The sequence below is a fragment of the Arthrobacter sp. StoSoilB5 genome (genome assembly GCF_019977235.1).
GTDB lineage: Bacteria > Actinomycetota > Actinomycetes > Actinomycetales > Micrococcaceae > Arthrobacter.
In genome coordinates this window covers 627293-645202 of record NZ_AP024646.1, presented here as the reverse complement: position 1 = coordinate 645202, position 17910 = coordinate 627293, and the positions used below count along the sequence as shown (strand labels likewise).

General features: G+C 64.1%; 13 protein-coding genes, 1 tRNA gene and 1 other RNA gene. 12 read left to right on the top strand and 3 right to left on the bottom strand.

What is annotated here, in order from left to right; translation table 11 throughout:
• The 3 genes from LDN75_RS03130 to LDN75_RS03120 are packed head-to-tail and all read left to right on the top strand — an operon-like array spanning position 1 to position 2831.
• Positions 1 to 888 carry an ABC transporter permease gene (locus LDN75_RS03130; RefSeq protein ID WP_223935733.1) on the top strand — a complete coding sequence of 296 codons (888 nt, stop codon included), beginning with the start codon at positions 1 to 3 and terminating at the stop codon, positions 886 to 888.
• Complete coding sequence (locus LDN75_RS03125) at positions 875 to 1702, top strand: ABC transporter permease (RefSeq protein WP_223935732.1); 828 nt, start codon at positions 875 to 877, stop codon at positions 1700 to 1702. The genes LDN75_RS03130 and LDN75_RS03125 overlap by 14 nt, the downstream gene beginning before the upstream one ends.
• A gap of 7 nt (positions 1703 to 1709) precedes the next feature.
• Entirely contained in the window at positions 1710 to 2831 is a 1122-nt protein-coding gene (locus tag LDN75_RS03120) for an ABC transporter ATP-binding protein (protein ID WP_223935731.1), read from the top strand.
• A gap of 72 nt (positions 2832 to 2903) precedes the next feature.
• Here the strand turns inward: LDN75_RS03120 and LDN75_RS03115 are convergent, their stop codons facing one another.
• Positions 2904 to 6362, bottom strand: coding sequence for a bifunctional proline dehydrogenase/L-glutamate gamma-semialdehyde dehydrogenase (locus LDN75_RS03115; RefSeq protein ID WP_223935730.1), 3459 nt, complete (start codon positions 6360 to 6362; stop codon positions 2904 to 2906).
• A gap of 124 nt (positions 6363 to 6486) precedes the next feature.
• Here LDN75_RS03115 and LDN75_RS03110 point away from each other — a divergent pair, with 124 nt between their 5' ends.
• Complete coding sequence (locus LDN75_RS03110; RefSeq protein WP_223935729.1) at positions 6487 to 7386, top strand: LysR family transcriptional regulator; 900 nt, start codon at positions 6487 to 6489, stop codon at positions 7384 to 7386.
• A 207-nt stretch (positions 7387 to 7593) separates the two neighbouring features.
• The gene (locus tag LDN75_RS03105) at positions 7594 to 8799 is read left to right on the top strand and encodes an IS481 family transposase (RefSeq protein WP_223935140.1); all 1206 of its coding nucleotides are present in this window, start codon (positions 7594 to 7596) and stop codon (positions 8797 to 8799) included.
• A gap of 25 nt (positions 8800 to 8824) precedes the next feature.
• Here the strand turns inward: LDN75_RS03105 and LDN75_RS03100 are convergent.
• Positions 8825 to 8909: transfer RNA gene (locus tag LDN75_RS03100), tRNA-Ser, on the bottom strand.
• 308 nt (positions 8910 to 9217) lie between these two features.
• On the opposite strand from LDN75_RS03100, the gene LDN75_RS03095 reads away from it, so the two are divergent.
• From LDN75_RS03095 to recR, 6 genes are all read left to right on the top strand, one after another.
• Positions 9218 to 9568, top strand: a complete 351-nt coding sequence (locus tag LDN75_RS03095) for a hypothetical protein (protein ID WP_223935728.1) — start codon at positions 9218 to 9220, stop codon at positions 9566 to 9568.
• A gap of 9 nt (positions 9569 to 9577) precedes the next feature.
• On the top strand, positions 9578 to 10492 hold the full coding sequence (locus LDN75_RS03090; protein ID WP_223935727.1) for a hypothetical protein: 915 nt from the start codon (positions 9578 to 9580) through the stop codon (positions 10490 to 10492).
• Positions 10493 to 10505: 13 nt separating this feature from the next.
• Positions 10506 to 11264: a M15 family metallopeptidase gene (locus LDN75_RS03085; protein WP_223935726.1), complete on the top strand. Its 759-nt coding sequence runs from the start codon at positions 10506 to 10508 to the stop codon at positions 11262 to 11264.
• 108 nt (positions 11265 to 11372) lie between these two features.
• Positions 11373 to 11469, top strand: an RNA gene (gene ffs, locus LDN75_RS03080) — signal recognition particle sRNA small type.
• A gap of 33 nt (positions 11470 to 11502) precedes the next feature.
• Complete coding sequence (locus LDN75_RS03075) at positions 11503 to 14625, top strand: DNA polymerase III subunit gamma and tau (RefSeq protein ID WP_223935725.1); 3123 nt, start codon at positions 11503 to 11505, stop codon at positions 14623 to 14625.
• Positions 14626 to 14658: 33 nt separating this feature from the next.
• Complete coding sequence (recR, locus tag LDN75_RS03070) at positions 14659 to 15258, top strand: recombination mediator RecR (protein ID WP_223935724.1); 600 nt, start codon at positions 14659 to 14661, stop codon at positions 15256 to 15258.
• Here recR and LDN75_RS03065 read toward each other — a convergent pair.
• Entirely contained in the window at positions 15212 to 16336 is a 1125-nt protein-coding gene (locus tag LDN75_RS03065) for a hypothetical protein (protein ID WP_223935723.1), read from the bottom strand. The genes recR and LDN75_RS03065 overlap by 47 nt on opposite strands.
• Before the next feature lie 198 nt (positions 16337 to 16534).
• On the opposite strand from LDN75_RS03065, the gene LDN75_RS03060 reads away from it, so the two are divergent.
• Positions 16535 to 17881, top strand: coding sequence for an aspartate kinase (locus LDN75_RS03060; RefSeq protein WP_223935722.1), 1347 nt, complete (start codon positions 16535 to 16537; stop codon positions 17879 to 17881).
• Positions 17882 to 17910: the final 29 nt, after the last annotated feature.

Sequence of the window (17910 nt, the reverse complement as noted above, 5' to 3'; positions counted from 1 at the left end):
ATGAGCACCATAACTTCTCAAAGAATCCAGGCGAAAGGCCGCGGGACTCCGACGCCGGATGAAGCGAAGCCGCGCCGGAGAAGGAGCGGGTGGTGGCTTCTGCTGGCGCCTGTTCTTGCGTTCGACGTCGTACTGTTCCTCACCCCGCTGGGGAAGCTCGTTGGCTCAAGCTTTTCCGGTAACGCCTATCAGCGGGTACTTGAGGATCCCCTGGTACTGCGTTCGCTAGCGAACACGCTTACCATCAGTCTGGCATCCACCCTGGTGACCGTCGGACTTGGCTATGTCATTGCCCTTGTCCTCTGGCGTTCCGGGAACATTCTGCGGGTAGTCCTCTTCGCAGTCGTCTTGTTGCCGTTCTGGACCGGCATCCTGGTGAAGAACTTCGCTTGGGCGGTTCTGCTGCAGGACAACGGCATCATCAATGCCTTCCTGCAGGGCATTGGCCTGACGGACGCGCCCATCGAGTTGCTCCATAACCGGTTCGCGGTGATCGTTGGCATGGTTCACTGCCTGCTGCCCTACGCGGTCTTCCCGATCTTTTCTTCACTGATGTCCATCGACGACCGCCTCGGCTTGGCGGCACGGTCGCTCGGCGCCAGGGAAGGATCCGTATTCCGTCACATCACCCTCCCGCTTAGCGCTCCGGGTGTCTCGGCGGCCGGACTGCTGGTCTTCATCATGAGCACCGGCTTCTTCATCACCCCGGTGGTCATGGGTGGGCCCGGCGACATGATGATCGCCAACCAGATCGACTATTACGCCCGGCAGTTGACAGACTTCCCAGGCGCCGCGGCCCTTGCCGTGATCCTTACAGCCCTGGTCAGTATCCTCGTGGCGGTCTACCAGCGGGTCCTCAAGGCCGGAGGCCAGCATGAAGACAACTAATCCACAACACCGTTTGATACCCCTGCTTTCTTTGCCGGTCTTCCTGTTCCTGGTGATTCCGACCCTCATCGTGGTTCCCGTAGCGCTCAATGACAGCCGCTACATCACGTTTCCGCCCGAAGGCTTGTCCTTCGCTGCGGTGGCCGGCTTCTTCGCCGACACCGCATGGACTTCGGCATTGTCGGCCAGCCTCCAGTCAGCGGGCATTGCCGTGGTGATCGGCGTAATTATTGGTTCTACGGCGGCCATCGCACTTCATGGCCGCAGCTTTCCAGGGAAGTCCGCTGTGATGGGGCTGATACTCGCTCCGATGATCGTGCCCACCGTGGTGCTGGCCCTTGCCTTCTATCAGTTCTTCATCTCTGTTGGCATGGTGGGGAGCATCGTGCCCATCGGCTTGGCGCACGCCGTCATCGCCACGCCCTACGTGTACCTCACAACACGTGCCAGCCTTGCCGGGCTCAACCCTGCCCTGGTGCGATCGGCCCAAAGCCTCGGTGCGGGCACGCTGTCCGTGTTCCGGCATGTGTATCTGCCCGTCATCCTCCCGGGCCTGGTCTCCGGTGCGTTGTTCGCCTTCTCGGTATCCATCGATGAAACCGTGATGTCCCTGTTCATGCAGTCCCCCAGCGCCACCACCTTGCCAGTGAAGATGTTCACCGACATCCAGTTCAACCTGACCCCCAAGATCGCTGTCTCATCCGCCCTGTTGGTGACAGTGGCCACCATCGGGCTACTCCTGCAAGTCATGTTCGTCCTGAAGCGCCGATCGATCTCCCGGATGGTGCCCCTGGCCGTATCCGCCCAAACGTAAAGGAACAATGATGACCGCATCAATGACTTCCACCGCCATCTCTCCCGAGGCACCCACGCAAGCAAAGGGACTTCTTGAGTTACGGCAAGTCCGCAAGAGCTACGGCGAGTTCGTCGCCGTCGATCAGCTGGACCTGACAGTCCAGCCCGGCGAATTTGTCACTCTCCTCGGACCCAGTGGATCGGGCAAAACCACCACCATGATGATGGTGGCCGGGTTCGAAGAACACACGTCCGGCTTCGTCCTCATTGACGGGCAGCCCGTAGACACGCTCCCCCCGAGGGAACGGAACCTGGGCGTCGTCTTCCAGAATTACGCCCTCTTCCCACATATGACCGCCCTCGAAAACGTGGAATTCGCGCTCCGCATGAGAAAAGTGCCGGCGGCGGAACGGCGCCAGCGGGCCAACGAAGCACTGAAGCGTGTGGGGCTGGGCGCTTTGGGTGATCGCAAGCCCCGCCAGCTCTCCGGAGGTCAACAACAGCGCGTTGCGCTCGCCCGGGCCTTGGTGTTCAACCCTGCGGCCCTGCTCCTGGATGAGCCCATGGCAGCGCTGGACAAGCGGCTCCGCGAACAAATGCAGGAGGAGATCAAGACCCTTCAGAAAAGCCTGGGCATCTCCGTACTGTTCGTTACCCACGACCAAGAAGAAGCAATGGCGATGTCGGACAGGATCGTGGTGATGAAAGACGGGCAAATTGTCCAATCAGGACCGCCGGAAGAGGTCTACAACCACCCCATGACCGATTGGGTTGCCGGCTTCCTTGGCGACACCAACCTGATTCCGTGCACGGTACTGGAGCGCAACGGCCACGAGGCCACCGTGGATTTGGGTGGCTTGGGAGTGGCCCGCGTAAGGGACCAGGGCGCTATGGGCGCAGACTACGCAGTATCGATCCGCCCGGAACACCTCAAGCTCAGCTCAACGCCGCCAGCCGGTGGCGGCTCCGTGGCGGTCATTACGTCATCCACCAACCTTGGCGCCACAGTCCGGCACCGGCTCACCGCAGGAGGCCACGAATTGATGCTGCGGGAAATGAGCTCAGAGTCCGGAACCCGTTCCGCGGCAGAGGACCTCTGGGTTGGCTGGGAGCCGGACAAGGCCCAGTTGCTGGTCTTGGAGGGCTGACGCGCCAACCAAACACAGCCGGGCAGGACGACTTTATGGACGTCCTGCCCGGCTGCTCTGGAAGGTCTTCCCTTAGATCAGGTGGTCCGACAGGTGGTTCGGCGTACCGAAGCGGTGCGCGGTAATGGACACGGCCTGCTCACGCAGGAACGGGAGCATCTCGATGCGGCCAGCCTGCGTCACTGCACCGTGGTAGACAGCAACATCCGGGCGGCCACCCATGGCTGCGCTCAGCGCGGCAAAGTCGCCACCGATCAGGCGGATCCGCCCGGCGTCGAACTTGGCCGCACGGGCCAGCCACGCGGCGTCGTCCTCGATCCGGACGCTGACGCCCAGGTTGGCGAATACCGTCACCACAGCGTCGGGGAGTACGACGGCGGAGCTCACCTTGACGGCCGAGCCCGCCACCGCGCCGGCGGCCACGACGCGGAGCAGCTCAGCGAGCCGTTCACCTTCGGACAGGCGGACTGTGACCGGGATCGGGCGGTAGCGGAACACGTTGCGCTCCGCGGACAGGGCCGAGACGTCCTTGCTGGTGCCGAACTCGGATTCCCAGGCGGCGGCGTCGCTGAAGAGTGCCTGCTGGAGGGTCTGGAGTTCCTCGGCAGTGACATCAGCCGACTTCGCTGCGGCGAGAAGCTGTGCAGCTGCACCCTGAAGTACGGTGCCGCGCTTGGCCTTGGCCTCGGCTGGGAGCCAGCTACCCAGGCCGATCAGGTAGTTCGGTCCACCGGCCTTGGTTCCGGCGCCCACAGCGGACTTCTTCCATCCACCGAACGGCTGGCGCTGGACGATCGCACCAGTGATGCCGCGGTTGACGTACAGGTTTCCGGCTTGGATGTTGTCCAGCCAGACGCCCATTTCAGCGGAGTCCAGGGAGTGGAGGCCAGCGGTGAGGCCGTACTCGATCTCGTTCTGGATGGCGATGGCTTCCTCGAGGGTTTCCGCGGTCATGACGCCCAGCACCGGGCCGAAGAACTCGGTCAGGTGGAAGTAGGAGCCACGCTTGACGCCCGAACGGATACCCGGAGACCACAAGCGGCCGGTTTCGTCGAGGCGCTCGGGCTTGATGGCCCAGGTTTCGCCGTCGCCCAGGGTGGTCAGGGCGTTCAGGAGCTTGCCGTTGGCCGGCTCGATGATCGGCCCCATCTGCGTGGTTGCGTTGTCCGGGTAGCCGACGGTCAGTGAGCGTGCGGCATCGATCAGCTGGTTGTGGAAGCGGGCGCTCTTGGCGACCGAGCCCACCAGGATCACCAGGGATGCGGCGGAGCACTTCTGGCCTGCGTGGCCGAACGCCGAGTACACGACGTCCTTGGCTGCGAGGTCCAGGTCAGCACTCGGGGTGACGATGATGGCGTTCTTGCCGGAGGTCTCAGCCAGCAGCGGCAGGTCCTGGCGGAAGGAACGGAACAGCTCAGCGGTTTCGTAGCCGCCGGTGAGAATGACGCGGTCAACGCTCGGGTGCGAAACCAACTGGGTACCGAGTTCACGCTCTTCGAGCTGGACCAGGGCCAGCACTTCGCGGGGCACGCCGGCTTCCCACAGCGCATCCACCATGACGGAACCCGAGCGGCGGGCCTGCTTTGCAGGCTTAATTACGACGGCGGAACCTGAAGCGAGCGCTGCGAGCGTCGAGCCCGCGGGGATCGCCACCGGGAAGTTCCACGGCGGGGTCACCACGGTGAGGTTCGCTGGGACGAACGTGGCGCCGTCGACCGTTTCCAGGTCCTTGGCGCGCTCGGCGTAGTAGTGCGCGAAGTCGATTGCTTCGCTGACCTCGGGGTCGCCTTGGTCGATGGTCTTGCCGGTTTCGGAAGCCATGACCTCCAGCAGCTCTGCGCGGCGGGCCTCGAGGACGTCGCCGGCGCGGTGCAGGATGGCTGCACGCTCGGCGGCCGGGCGGGCGCCCCAGGCCTTACCGTGATCCACGGCGGTGGCGATGATGCGGTCCAGTTCAGTGGAGTCGGAGACCTTGGTGGACTCGACGATCCTGTTGCCTGCGGTGGAGCCCGGGATGCGCTTGAGGATGTCGCGGCCCCACGCACGGTTGGCCGGAAGTGCCGGGTCCGTGTCCGGGGTATTGCGGAAGCCTTCAAGGGGAGCAGGCTCGGCTGGCAGGCGGCGGTCCTGCTTGCGGTTGGGCCCGGGAACCTCGGCCGTCATGCCTGCGAGGGAGCTCAGGAAGCGCTGCTGCTCGCGCTTGAACAAAGCCTCGTTTTCACTCAGTTCGAACACCGCGGACATGAAGTTTTCCTGGCTGGCCCCTTCTTCGAGGCGGCGGATCAGGTAGGCGATGGCGACGTCGAACTCACCCGGGTGGACCACCGGTGTGTAGAGGAGAAGGCTGCCGACGTCCTTACGGACGGCCGTGGCCTGGCCGGTTGCCATGCCCAGGAGCATTTCGAACTCAATCCCCGCAGTGACACCCCGCTGCTTGGCGAGCAGCCACGCAAAGGCGACATCGAAGAGGTTGTGTCCCGCGACGCCAATGCGGACGGCGTCGATGTGCTCCGGGGTGAGGGCGTAATTGATGACGTTCTTGTAGCTGGTGTCCGAGTCCTGCTTGGTACCCCAGGTGGCCAGCGGCCAGTCGTGAAGGGAAGCTTCCACGTGTTCCATGGGAAGGTTGGCGCCCTTGACCACGCGGACCTTGATGGGTGCGCCGCCCTGTGCACGTCGGGCCGATGCCCATTCCTGCAGCTCCTGCATCGCCCCGAGGGCATCAGGGAGGTAGGCCTGGAGAACGACGCCGGCCTCCAGGTTCTTGAATTCCGGCATGTCCAGGATCCGCTTGAACACCGCAATAGTCATGCTGAGATCCTTGTATTCCTCCATGTCCAGGTTGATGAACTTGGGCTTGGGGAAGGATGCAGCCAGCCGGTACAGCGGAGTGAGCTTCTCCACCACGTGGTCCACGGCTTCGTCGAAGGCCCACGGAGAGTGCGGCGCCACGGTGGAGGATTCCTTGATGGAGACGTAGTCAACGTCTTCGCGGGCCAGGAGCTTGAGCGTGCCATCCAGTCGGCGCTGGGCTTCGTGCTCGCCCAGGACTGCCTCGCCCAGGAGGTTCACGTTCAGGTGCACACCGTCCTGGCGGATCTTGGCGATGGCCGGGCCAAGCTTGGCGTCGGTAGCGTCCACAATCAGGTGGCCCACCATCTCGCGGAGCACGCGGCGGGCGATAGGGATGACCACCTGCGGGAGGATCGGAGCCATGACCCCACCCACGCGTACTGCGCTGCGCATGTACCAGGGGAGGAACTTGGGCACCTTCGGGGCCAGCTCGGCCAGTTTACGGCCGGCGACGGACAAGTCCTCAGGGCGGATGACGCCGTCGACGAATCCGACCGTGAAGTCAAGGCCGTTTGGGTCTTTGAGGACTCCGGCGAGGCGCTGGGCGGAAACGTCGACGGGAATCTTGCTGGCTTCGGTAAGCCAGTGGCGGACCAATGCAATGGCCTCCTGGGCCAGTGCGTCGAACTGCCCTGAATCCTCGGTGCGCGGGGCGGCGGCCGGGAGGGTGCTGGTCATAAGGGGCTCCTTCTGAGGCGGAGAAGTTTGTTTGTTTCCATCAGTATGGATCTACAATCACGTTAGGAAAAGCGATGTTTTCTGACGAATATTGATTACCCATTCCGAACCTTTGGAGGCTGCCGTGCTGGACGTCCGCAGACTGCGTTTGCTGCACGAATTGAAGATCCGCGGAACCCTCGCCGAGGTGGCGGACGCGATGCAGTACAGCCCATCGTCGGTATCCCAACAATTGACGCTTCTGGAGAAGGAAGCAGGCGTCGAGCTGCTCCGAAAGGCCGGCCGCCGCGTCCAACTGACGCCACAGGCCGAGATCCTCGTTGCGCACACGGCGGACCTGTTGGAAACACTCGAACGCGCTGAAACGGACCTTGCAGCGTCGCTCTCCATGGTCACCGGAACCGTGCGATTGGCGGTATTCCAGTCCGCAGCCCTGGCCCTGCTCCCCGATTTCCTCACCATCATGCGCAGCGAGTATCCAGAGGTCCGGGTGGAAATGACCCAGCGGGAACCGGAGACCGCCCTCTACGAAACGTGGGCCCGCGACTTCGACATCGTGGTGGCGGAGCAATACCCCGGGCATGCGGCCCCGCATCACCCCGGCCTGGACCGAGCCACGCTGACCAGTGACGCCATCCGCTTGGCCACTCCCCCGGCAGGGCTGGGCGGGGAGCTCGTTTCATCGCTGGAAGATACCGCTGACATGCCCTGGGTCATGGAACCCCGCGGCGCCGCCTCCCGGCACTGGGCTGAGCAAGCCTGCAGATCTGCCGGTTTCGAGCCGGACGTTCGATACGAAACGGCCGACCTCCAAGCCCAGATCCGGCTCATCGAATCCGGAAACGCCGTTGCCCTCATGCCGGACCTTGTCTGGACAGGGATGTCACGGCCAGTGCAGTTGCTCGACCTCCCCGGCCTGCCCAAGCGAACCGTCTTCACCTCCACGCGGACGGCCGGCCGGATCCACCCCGCGATCCTGGCCTGCCGCGAAGTCCTGGAGCGCGTTGCTGCGGCGCAACAGTAACGCTGCCCGCCCCGGAGGGCCTGATTCCGGGAACGCAAAAGGCCCCGGTCCGAAGACCGGGGCCAACCGCGGAGAATGGGGTGTGTGATTTCAGGACATCGTTTACACATGTGGCGGGACATCCTTGACAGTGCCTGTGGCGGGACATCGTCGACACTGCCGGCATGTCGCGGGACATAGACGACACATGCCCTGATGGGCTGGGCCATGTCGAAGAACAAGGTCATCGTCCTGGCCGTCCTTGAGGGCGGAATGTCCAAAACCGAAACCGCCCGCCGCTACGGCGTCAGCCGGCAATGGGTGCACGAACTCCTTCGCCGCCACGCCGAGGCCGGCGAAGCGGGCCTCTCGCCCCGGTCCAGGCGCCCCCGCCGCAGCCCACAGGCGACCAGCCCTGCCATCCGGGACCGCGTACTTGCCCTGCGGCAGCGCCTCGCCGCCGAGGGCCTTGACGCAGGCGCGGAAACCATCGCCAGCCATCTTGAACTGGAAGGGTGCAGGCCGCCGGCCTCGAGCACCATTCATAGAATCCTGCGCCAGGCCGGAACCGTCACCCCGGAACCCCACAAGCGCCCCCGCTCCTCGCTGCGGCGCTTCGAAGCGCACCAGCCCAACGAGACCTGGCAATCCGACTTCACCCACTGGGCCCTGGCCGACGGAACCGACACCGAGATCCTGAACTTCCTCGATGACCACTCCCGCTACCTGCTGCACTGCACCGCCCACCGCCGGGTTACCGGCCCCATCGTGGTCAACGCGTTCCTCGACGCAGGCAGCGAACACGGGCTCCCGGCCTCAACCCTGACCGATAACGGCATGGTCTACACCACCCGCCTGGCTGGCGGGAAGGGCGGCCGGAACGCCTTCGAAACCCTCATAGCTTCGCTCGGCATCACGCAGAAGAACGGCCACCCAGGCCATCCCCAAACCCAAGGCAAAATCGAGCGATTCCACCAGACCCTGAAAAAATGGCTTGCCGGGCAGCCTCGCGCCCACACCCTCGACGGCCTGAACGACCAGCTCGCGAAGTTCAGGCAGATCTACAACCACGAACGCCCGCACCGTGCCCTGAACCGGCGCACACCGGCCACCGCCTACAACGCCGCCCCCAAAGCCGCCCCGAAGCTCGCCATCCAAGGCGACCACTGGCGGACCCGCACCGACCGAGTCGATGCCGATGGGAAAGTCTCACTCCGCTACGCCGGACGCCTCCGCCACCTGGGCATCGGTCGACTCCACAAGCACAAACGAGTGATCCTGCTCGGCCACGAAGAACACGTCCTGACCATCGAACACGGAACCGGTGAAGTCCTCGCGGAGTTCACAATCAACCCAGACCGCGGCTACCAGAAAAAACAAAACACCCCCGGTCCGAAGACCGGGGGTGTCAATGATGTCCCGACACATCCGTAAAGGATGTCCCGCTACATCACAACCGCGGAGAATGGGGGATTTGAACCCCCGAGGGCGTTAACCCAACACGCGTTCCAGGCGTGCGCCATAGGCCGCTAGGCGAATTCTCCTTGCTTCCGAATCGAAAGCAGATACTACTGTACCTGAGAATTTCGGCATCGTGTAATCGGGCCATTTCACCCTCGCCGTGCGTCCAAAAAAAGCGTTGTTCGCCTTAACGGAAAAATGGACGCCCCCAACGCGCCCATTCTTGCGGTATCACCGTTGAGCTGCCGGGTCCGGCCCCTCGCCCCCAGGCCCCGCAGCTCACAATCTTGAGATTGCCCCAATCGGTGTACATACCCATGGTCCGCTGTGACCCGCAGATATGCAATGGTGCGGGCCGGTTTGCAGCCGAAGTTACTGACAGGATGTTCCTATGACGCAGCTCCATGCACTCGTTGTGTACGTGCCCGAGACCCATGCTCCTGCCCTCCTTAAGGCAATCGGCGACGCCGGCGCAGGACGGATCGGCGACTACTCGCATTGCTCGTTCACGTCGCCCGGTACTGGCCACTTCACTCCCCTGCCGGGTGCGCAGCCGTTCATCGGCGACGTCGGAAGCCCCCAGCAGGTGCCTGAAACAAGGGTTGAGTGCGTGGTTGAGGAGGCTGTGCTCGACGACGTTGTGCGTGCCCTGCGCGCGGCCCACCCCTACGAGGAGCCGGCTTTCATGACGTGGCCGGTGAACGGGTGGCGACCTTTCCCGCCGCATCTGCCGGAGAGCTAGGATCACTGCGTGGACGAAAGGCAAATACCACCTGACTCTGCCGGTTCGCTGGACGGGGCAGACGAAGAAAGCCGGGCCGCGGAAAGAATCTTTGAACGCCTCCGGGCCTTGGAGCCACTCTGCGATCGACGAATGGACGTTGGCGGCGTCGAGGACGGTTCGCCCCTTCACCAGTTGGATGACCTCTTCAGTTCCTCCCGCAGCGTCAGCCATCTGCTGACGCAGTCCCTCGTGGCCGCCGTGGACAATCTGCAGGCGCTCCGCCGCCTCTTGTTCATCGAGGCGCCCGACGGGAACATCCACTTCCGTACGCAGACCCATGCACCGTATGCGCTGGTACGCACCATCATGGAGTGCACTGCAACGGTGCTGTGGGCGCTTTTGCCGGAGAGCTCCGATGAACGCGCGCGGCGGGGCCTGGTACTCGTGTCCCGGGAGGTGTTCAACGCCGCGGCGTTCTGGGACGCCTACCTTGGTGAGTTCCATCCGGAAAGGCATGATGTCGCGGCGGATTACTTTGACGGCCTCCGCCGGGCGCTGAATTCATCGGCGGAAGCGTTGCGGTTGCCTCCGATGTTCCGGCGGAAAGGGGATGGAAGCTGGGGGTATGCCACCAAGAACCGCACGGAGACAGCGATCCTCAAGGAGCTGCGCTCGAGCAGCAGCCTGCCTCCGGGCTTGATCTATGCCTGGCAGTTCTGCAGCGGCTACTCCCATGGGCTGGAGTGGACTACTGCGGAAAGAAGCGGTTACGACGTCGCAAGCAGCCTTGCCGAAGACGATGTGTTCCAAGCCGAAGGTATGGAACAACTGCGGCGCATGTGCGACGTCGCGTTCGATCTGATACCCCAGGCGTGGGAAGTTTTCGATGTTCGGCGCCGCAGCAGCACATTCTCCAACTCCGGGGAACCATCCTTGGACTGAAGAGGCGACGGCCTTGAAAGTCAAGATTGTCGGCATTCCGGACCCGGAGTACAGTCACCCCATCGCTGGACACACTTCACTGGACACACGTGACTGGGAGGACTCGATGAAGCTGCGCCAATTCTGGTTGGGGATTGCAGGGGCGGTGCTTTCTGTGGGGTTGCTGTCTCCCCAGGCTGCAGTGGCGGTCGATTACGACATCAATTCTGCAAACAGCCTTCAAGTAGTGGTCAACAAGCACCGCATGCTTACCGCTTCGAGCTATGTTCCGGCGTCGCTGACCCGCGTCTCGGCAGAACGGCTGCGCACTGAGGCAGCTACGGCCTACAACAAGTTCTCGAAAGCGGCCAAGGCCGCCGGCGTCAACGTCCGGCCCCTCAGCGGATACCGGTCCTATGCCGAGCAGCAGAGCCTCTACGCCGATTATGTGGCCCAGTACGGCCAGGCGACGGCGGACACCCTGGCTGCCCGTCCCGGCTACAGCGAGCACCAGACCGGTTTGGCGATGGACATCGGAAATGCCAGTGGGGTGTGTGCGCTGCAGCCGTGCTTCGCCGACACTCCTGCTGGCCGTTTCGCGGCGAGCGAGGGGTGGAAGTACGGGTTCATTGTCAGGTACCCGGCTGGGGCACAGAGCATCACTGGCTACGCATATGAGCCGTGGCACCTGCGTTTTGTCGGCGTAGAGCTGGCCACCGACATGAGGGCCAACGGAATCACCACGTTGGAGCGGTATTTCGGGCTTGAGGACGCGCCGGATTATCTACCGTAGCGCCGGCCTGCCATAGCGCCTGCCTGCTCATTCGGCCACCGCCGTCGGGGTTTTCCACACCCTCCGCCAGCCGATTCGAACCCCGAACTAAGTTCGGGTAAGCTTGTCGACGGCCCCTCATGTGGCGTCATCCTGTTGAACTCCCCCAGGACCGGAAGGTAGCAAGGGTAGATGGGCTCTGGCGGGTGCATGAGGGGTCTCTTATTTAAATGTCAGTCCCTATAGGTAGGTTTCCCCTGTGACTGTTACAACTGCCCTGTATCGAAGGTATCGCCCGGACTCTTTCGCGGACGTTATCGGGCAGGAACACGTCACCGAGCCCCTGATGACGGCGCTGCGGAAGAACCGCGTGAACCACGCCTACCTCTTCTCCGGCCCCCGCGGCTGCGGCAAGACCACCTCCGCGCGCATCCTGGCCCGTTGCCTGAACTGCGCCGAGGGTCCCACGGACACACCCTGTGGCAAGTGCCCCAGCTGCATCGAACTGGCGCGCGGCGGCTCCGGCTCGCTGGACGTCATCGAGATCGACGCCGCCAGCCACGGTGGCGTGGACGATGCCCGCGATCTCCGCGAACGCGCAACGTTCGCCCCGGTGCGGGACCGCTACAAGATCTTCATCATCGACGAAGCCCACATGGTCACGTCGGCCGGCTTCAATGCGCTCCTGAAGATCGTCGAAGAGCCGCCGGAACACATCAAGTTCATCTTTGCCACCACGGAGCCGGACAAAGTCATCGGCACCATCCGCTCGCGCACGCACCACTACCCCTTCCGGTTGGTGCCGCCCGAGCCACTCATGAAGTACCTTGAGCTGCTCTGCCATCAGGAGAACGTTCCCGTGGCTCCGGGCGTGCTTTCGCTCGTCATCCGTGCTGGCGGTGGTTCCGTCCGTGACACCCTGTCAGTGCTGGACCAGCTCATGGCAGGTGCCGGACCCAACGGCCTTGACTACGAGCTCGCGGTCGCACTTCTCGGCTACACCCATGCTTCGTTGCTGGACGACATCGTGGATGCCGTGGCAGCGGCCGATTCCGCAACTGTTTTCCGCGCTGTTGACCGCGTCATCCAGACCGGGCACGATCCCCGGCGGTTCGTGGAGGACCTGCTGGAGCGTTTCCGCGACCTCATCATCGTCCAGGCGATGCCGGAAAGCGCACAGGCGATCCTCCGCGGCGTGCCTGAGGACCAGATTGCCCGGATGCGCAACCAGGCCACAAACCTGGGTGCCGCGGAGCTTTCCCGCGCGGCGGATGTCACCAACACGGCGCTCACGGAAATGACCGGAGCCACCTCGCCTCGCCTGCACTTGGAACTTCTTTGCGCGCGCATCCTGCTGCCCGGTTCCGAGCAGACGGAACGGGGCATTGCGGCCCGGATCGACCGCGTGGAGCGTCGCCTGAATTACGCCGGCGACGCCGGTATCCCGGCTGTCGCCTCTGGCCCGCCTTCTTCACCGGCTGCTGCGTCAGGCGCCCAGACTGCCCCTCCACAGGCGCCCGCGGCAGCACCAGCTCAGGCACCGGCAGCAGGTCCAGTTCAAGCGCCCGCGGCAGCACCAGTTCAGGCACCGGCAGCAGGTCCAGTTCAAGCATCTGCATCTGTGCAGGAAACGTCGTCAGCGCCCGTGTCGCGGGAGCCAATCTCCGCCCCCCGCGTTTCAACGAACGATTGGCCAGTTGAGGACCGTCCGGCTGCCCAACGTTTGGCCGAGGAGCGGCCGGCTGCGGAGTCAACAGCACAGCCCGCTGCGCAGCCCGCTCCCGTATCGCAGCCGCCCGCATCCCAGCCCAGCGCTCCACCGCAGCCTGCCCCTGCCTCCCAACCAGCGCCAGCCGCTGGCGGAGACGTTGAAGCCCTACGTCGCGCTTGGCCGGAAGTCCTGCAGACGCTGACCAAGATCAAACGCAGCACGTGGGCCTTGGTGGAACCGAATGCCCAGGTGGCCCAGTTCGATGGCCAGGTGCTGACTCTCGCCTTCACCACCGCCGGCCTCGCTGGGGCCTTTGGGCGCGCGGATCACTCCGAGAACCTTCGCCAGGCAATCCACAAGACCATCGGCATCGACTGCCAGATCGTCGCAGTGGCTGGCGGCAACAGCTCAGCGAGCTCTGAGCCAAACCCAAAAGCACCTACTAGCCGGGAGGTTCCGGCGTCGGCTGGCACCGCATCGCCGTCGGCTGCCCCAGATTCAGTGCCGGGCCCAACCGCAGTGCCAGCCGAGGTACCAGCGCCAACCCAGGAACGAGTGCCAGCCCAGGCGCCAAGTGCTGTTTCATCGGTCGACTCCGCCTGGGGCTTGGCACCGGCCGCCCCTGAGGCAGCGACGCCCGCGCCGGCCAGGCCGGAGGCAGTAGCACCAATTGCGGATGCCCCGGCTCCCGCGGAACCCTCGGCGCCGGCGGCTCCCGCCGAACCCACGGCGCCGGCGGCTCCCGCAGACCCCACGACGTCCGCTGGGGAGTATTCCTACGCCGACGATGACTGGGGTCCTCCGCTCGACGAAGATGCGCCGCCGTTGGACGAAGAACCTCCGATGGATTGGGAACCGTCCCCCGCATTGTCGGGTCCGGACACCCCTTCGGCGCCGGCTTCCCCAGCACCGGCGTCCCCGGCGCGGGGGATTCCGTCTGCGGCATCGATGCCATCCGCTGGGCAGGACGCCCCCGCATCGGCAGTCAACACAGCTGGCAAATCCTCAGAACCGGCCGCTTCCGTCGACCCCTGGTCCAGGGCAGTAGAACAAGCGCCTGGTACGTGGGTGGTCGGCACCGAATCCAATGTCGGCGCCAAGCAACAGACTCCCATCGAGGCTGATACTGGTGTGTCGAACGTCCGCGACTACGAACCGGCGGCGGCGCAGGTCCCGGCGGCCGGCGGTCCTGCCTTTGAAACACCGGCGGACGCAGCAGCCGCGGCAGGCCCGAGTTACGGCCACCCGACCAGCGCCGGGCAAAACGGCTCTTCGACCTGGGATGTCGCTCCGGCGTCGAGTTGGCCCGGAACCGTACAAGCACAGGCGTCCGCCCCGGCGCCTGCGGCGTGGCCCACCACAGCCACGGAAACCCAGCACACAGGTGGCTCCGTCGCCACGCTTGAGGAGGGCGCGCCGTCGAGCGGTCCCTCAACTCGCCAGAGCCTATACCAGCGCTTGACCAACAGCCCCGAAGCCCAAGCCGGCAGAGTCCAAGCACCCGTACGTAGCCAAGCCAGGCCAGAGACAGCACCGGAGGACATCCCCAGCCCGGAAGACGAAACCATCGAGGAATCGAGGGTCTTTGGGCGGGCTGCCGTGGAGCGTATTCTGGGCGGAAAGCTGATCGAAGAGCGCGCCTTGGACGGTTCTCCCCTGCAACCCCGCTGATCACAGCATTGAAACCAAACAAACGAGGACATTTTGTACGAAGGTGCAGTTCAAGAGCTGATTGACGAGCTCGGCCGGCTTCCCGGTGTGGGTCCGAAATCGGCACAGCGCCTTGCGTTCCACATCCTGGAGGCTGACCCCGAGGACATGAAACGCCTCGTCGCGGCCATCACCACGGTGAAGGAACGGGTCAAGTTTTGCTCCGTGTGCGGCAACGTCACAGAGCAGGAAATGTGCAACATTTGCCGCGATCCGAGGCGCGACCCGTCGGTCATTTGCGTGGTGGAGGAGTCCAAGGACGTTCTCGCCGTCGAGCGCACCCGGTCTTTCCGCGGCCGCTATCACGTGCTGGGTGGGGCGATCAATCCCATCGCGGGGATCGGCCCCGAGCAGTTGCGGATCCGTGAACTCCTCACACGCCTCAATGACGGCGCTATCCAGGAAATCATCATCGCCACGGATCCCAACCTTGAGGGTGAAGCCACTGCCACCTATTTGGCCCGCATGCTCAAGTCGATCGGGATCACCGTGACCCGGTTGGCTTCCGGCTTGCCGGTGGGTGGGGATCTTGAATATGCGGACGAAATCACGCTGGGCCGGGCTTTTGAGGGCCGACGGAACGCCTTGATGTAAGTCGGCGTGAGGACAACCAGCGGCCCGGAAGGAGCACCAGGGCAGCAACCGCTGCCTGGATCGCGAGGCCGGTGAGGGCTATGGGCACCGGAGGCGCAAGCTGATCGCTTGATTCGCCGCCAATGCACGGAACGTCCCACCTGGGCCCGTCGGCAGCCCATTGCAGTCCGGCAAGCACCCACGCAAGTTCGTGCTCCCCTGGAACAGCGTCAGCGGCGATACTGCCGAAGAGCAGGACCGGGTTTGAAGCTGCCAGCCAAGCTACCCGCTCTGTGTGGGCCACCTCGACGGGCCGCAGACTCCCAACGCACTCGTACGCTGTGATCCTTCCGGAGTCGTCCCGCTCCACGTTGACGGGCACTGAAGCTTGGTCCATCACCGCGGTCCCGGGGAGCAGCGCGATGGTGGCTGCTACATTGCCCAGGCACAGGAATGCCACCAGCGCCGCAGCCAGGGCAACACCCGCCGGTGTTCGGGCCGAGCATGCTCGGGCACCAGCGCCTATGAGTCCAAACAGCAGAACCTCTAGGACGACAACCACGACGGCGGCACCCGCCAACCCGATCGGCCCGCCCACGCCCGCGCCCACCACGAGCAGCAGGATGCCGGATGGCACTGCGAAGACCGCCCCGCGGAAGATTCCGGCGAACAGGGCGCCAAGGAATGTTCGAGCGACATGCCGGAAGCCCCAGACTGCCCCGAGCAGGGCGGAAACGGCTGCCATCAATCCGGCCATCAGTATGTAGGTGGCGCTGGGAAGGCTCGATTCAAACCATCCGTTGGCTTCGGCGAAGGCCACCACGGCCGAGGCCATCGCCCAGGCGAGAAGGAGCCCCGATGCGCAGGCCACCCAGAACCGCCACGATCGCAAGGACGTGTAGCAGTCTTCCCAAGCCTCCCCTAGGGCAGCTCCGAGAATGTCCGGGATCCCAGGTTGGCGCTTCCCCCTGAGTTCATTAACCGCAGTCCCGTCACGACGCGGAAAGCGGTCGTCGATTACGCCGCCACCGATCACCTCGTAGTCCGAATCGCTGCGCGCCGGCCCGGGATCGTCCGGGTCCTCAGGAACCCAGGCCATGGCACCACGCAATGCTCATAGAAGGGATCGTACGCCCGGCGGCCTGCTCCCGAAACAGCCTGACTGGCCGCCATGTGGTCACAATTCCTGCGGGGACACACCACGGCGATAAACTGGCCCAATAAGCTACGCAGGTGTGCCCAATTTGGAATTTGGCATGCCGCGTTCGAACCCTATTGATGCAGTGAGGGTGCGCGCATGACTATGCCCACTACCGAAGTGAAGATCGAAGAGCTCTCCGACGGAGCTGCCATTACCAAGCAGCTGATCGTTCAGAAGTTCGGCGGTTCCTCGGTTGCCGATGCTGATGGCATCAAGCGGGTCGCTCAGCGTGTTGTGGATGCGCAGAAGGCCGGCAACGAGGTTGTGGTTGTTGTTTCCGCCATGGGAGACACCACAGACGAACTCCTGGACCTCGCAGGCCAGGTCACGGACTCCGCTCCTGCGCGCGAAATGGACATGCTCCTTTCCGCCGGTGAGCGAATTTCCATGGCACTGCTTGCCATGGCCATCAACAAATTTGGCGCCTCCGCCCAGTCCTTCACGGGCTCCCAGGCCGGCATGATTACCGATGGCATCCACGGCAAGGCCCGGATTATCGACGTCGACCCGCACCGCATCCGCACTGCCCTGGACAAGGGACACATCGCGATCGTGGCCGGTTTCCAGGGCATGAGCCGCAGCACCAACGAGATCACAACGCTTGGCCGCGGCGGCTCGGACACCACCGCCGTTGCGTTGGCCGCCGCGCTCGAAGCAGACGTCTGCGAGATCTACACCGACGTGGACGGTATCTACACCGCGGACCCGCGCGTTGTGTCTTCCGCGCAGAAGATCGACCGCATCTCCAGCGAGGAAATGCTGGAACTCGCCGCCTCCGGCGCCAAGATCCTGCACCTGCGTTGCGTGGAGTACGCCCGCCGCTTCGGCGTGCCGCTGCACGTCCGCTCTTCATTCAGCCAGCACGAAGGCACGTGGGTCATCCCGGGCGCCGATGAAAAGTTCACGATTCAAGAGGGAGTTGCCTTGGAGCAGCCAATCATCTCCGGCGTTGCACACGACCGGTCCGAAGCCAAGGTCACCGTTGTAGGCGTTCCGGATATCCCCGGCAAGGCTGCCGCAATCTTCCAGGTGATCGCGGATGCCCACTCGAACATCGACATGATCGTCCAGAACGTGTCAACCCACGGCACGGGCCGCACGGACATCTCGTTCACCCTTCCGATCGTCGAAGGTGCCGATGCGTTGGCCGCCCTGCGTGCAGCTGAAGGCCAGATCGGCTTCGAGAGCATCGAATACAACGAGCACGTTGGCAAGCTCTCCCTTATTGGCGCCGGCATGCGTTCACACCCCGGCGTTTCGGCCACGTTCTTCAAGGCCCTCTCAGACGCCGGCATCAACATCGACATGATCTCCACTTCGGAAATCCGCATCTCCGTGGTCACCAGCGCTGACAAGCTGGACGACGCCGTCCGCGCCATCCACGCTGCGTTCGAGCTCGACGGCGATGCTGAAGCTACCGTTTACGGCGGCACCGGCCGCTAGGGCACCCAAACGGGCGGCGAGTACCGCCG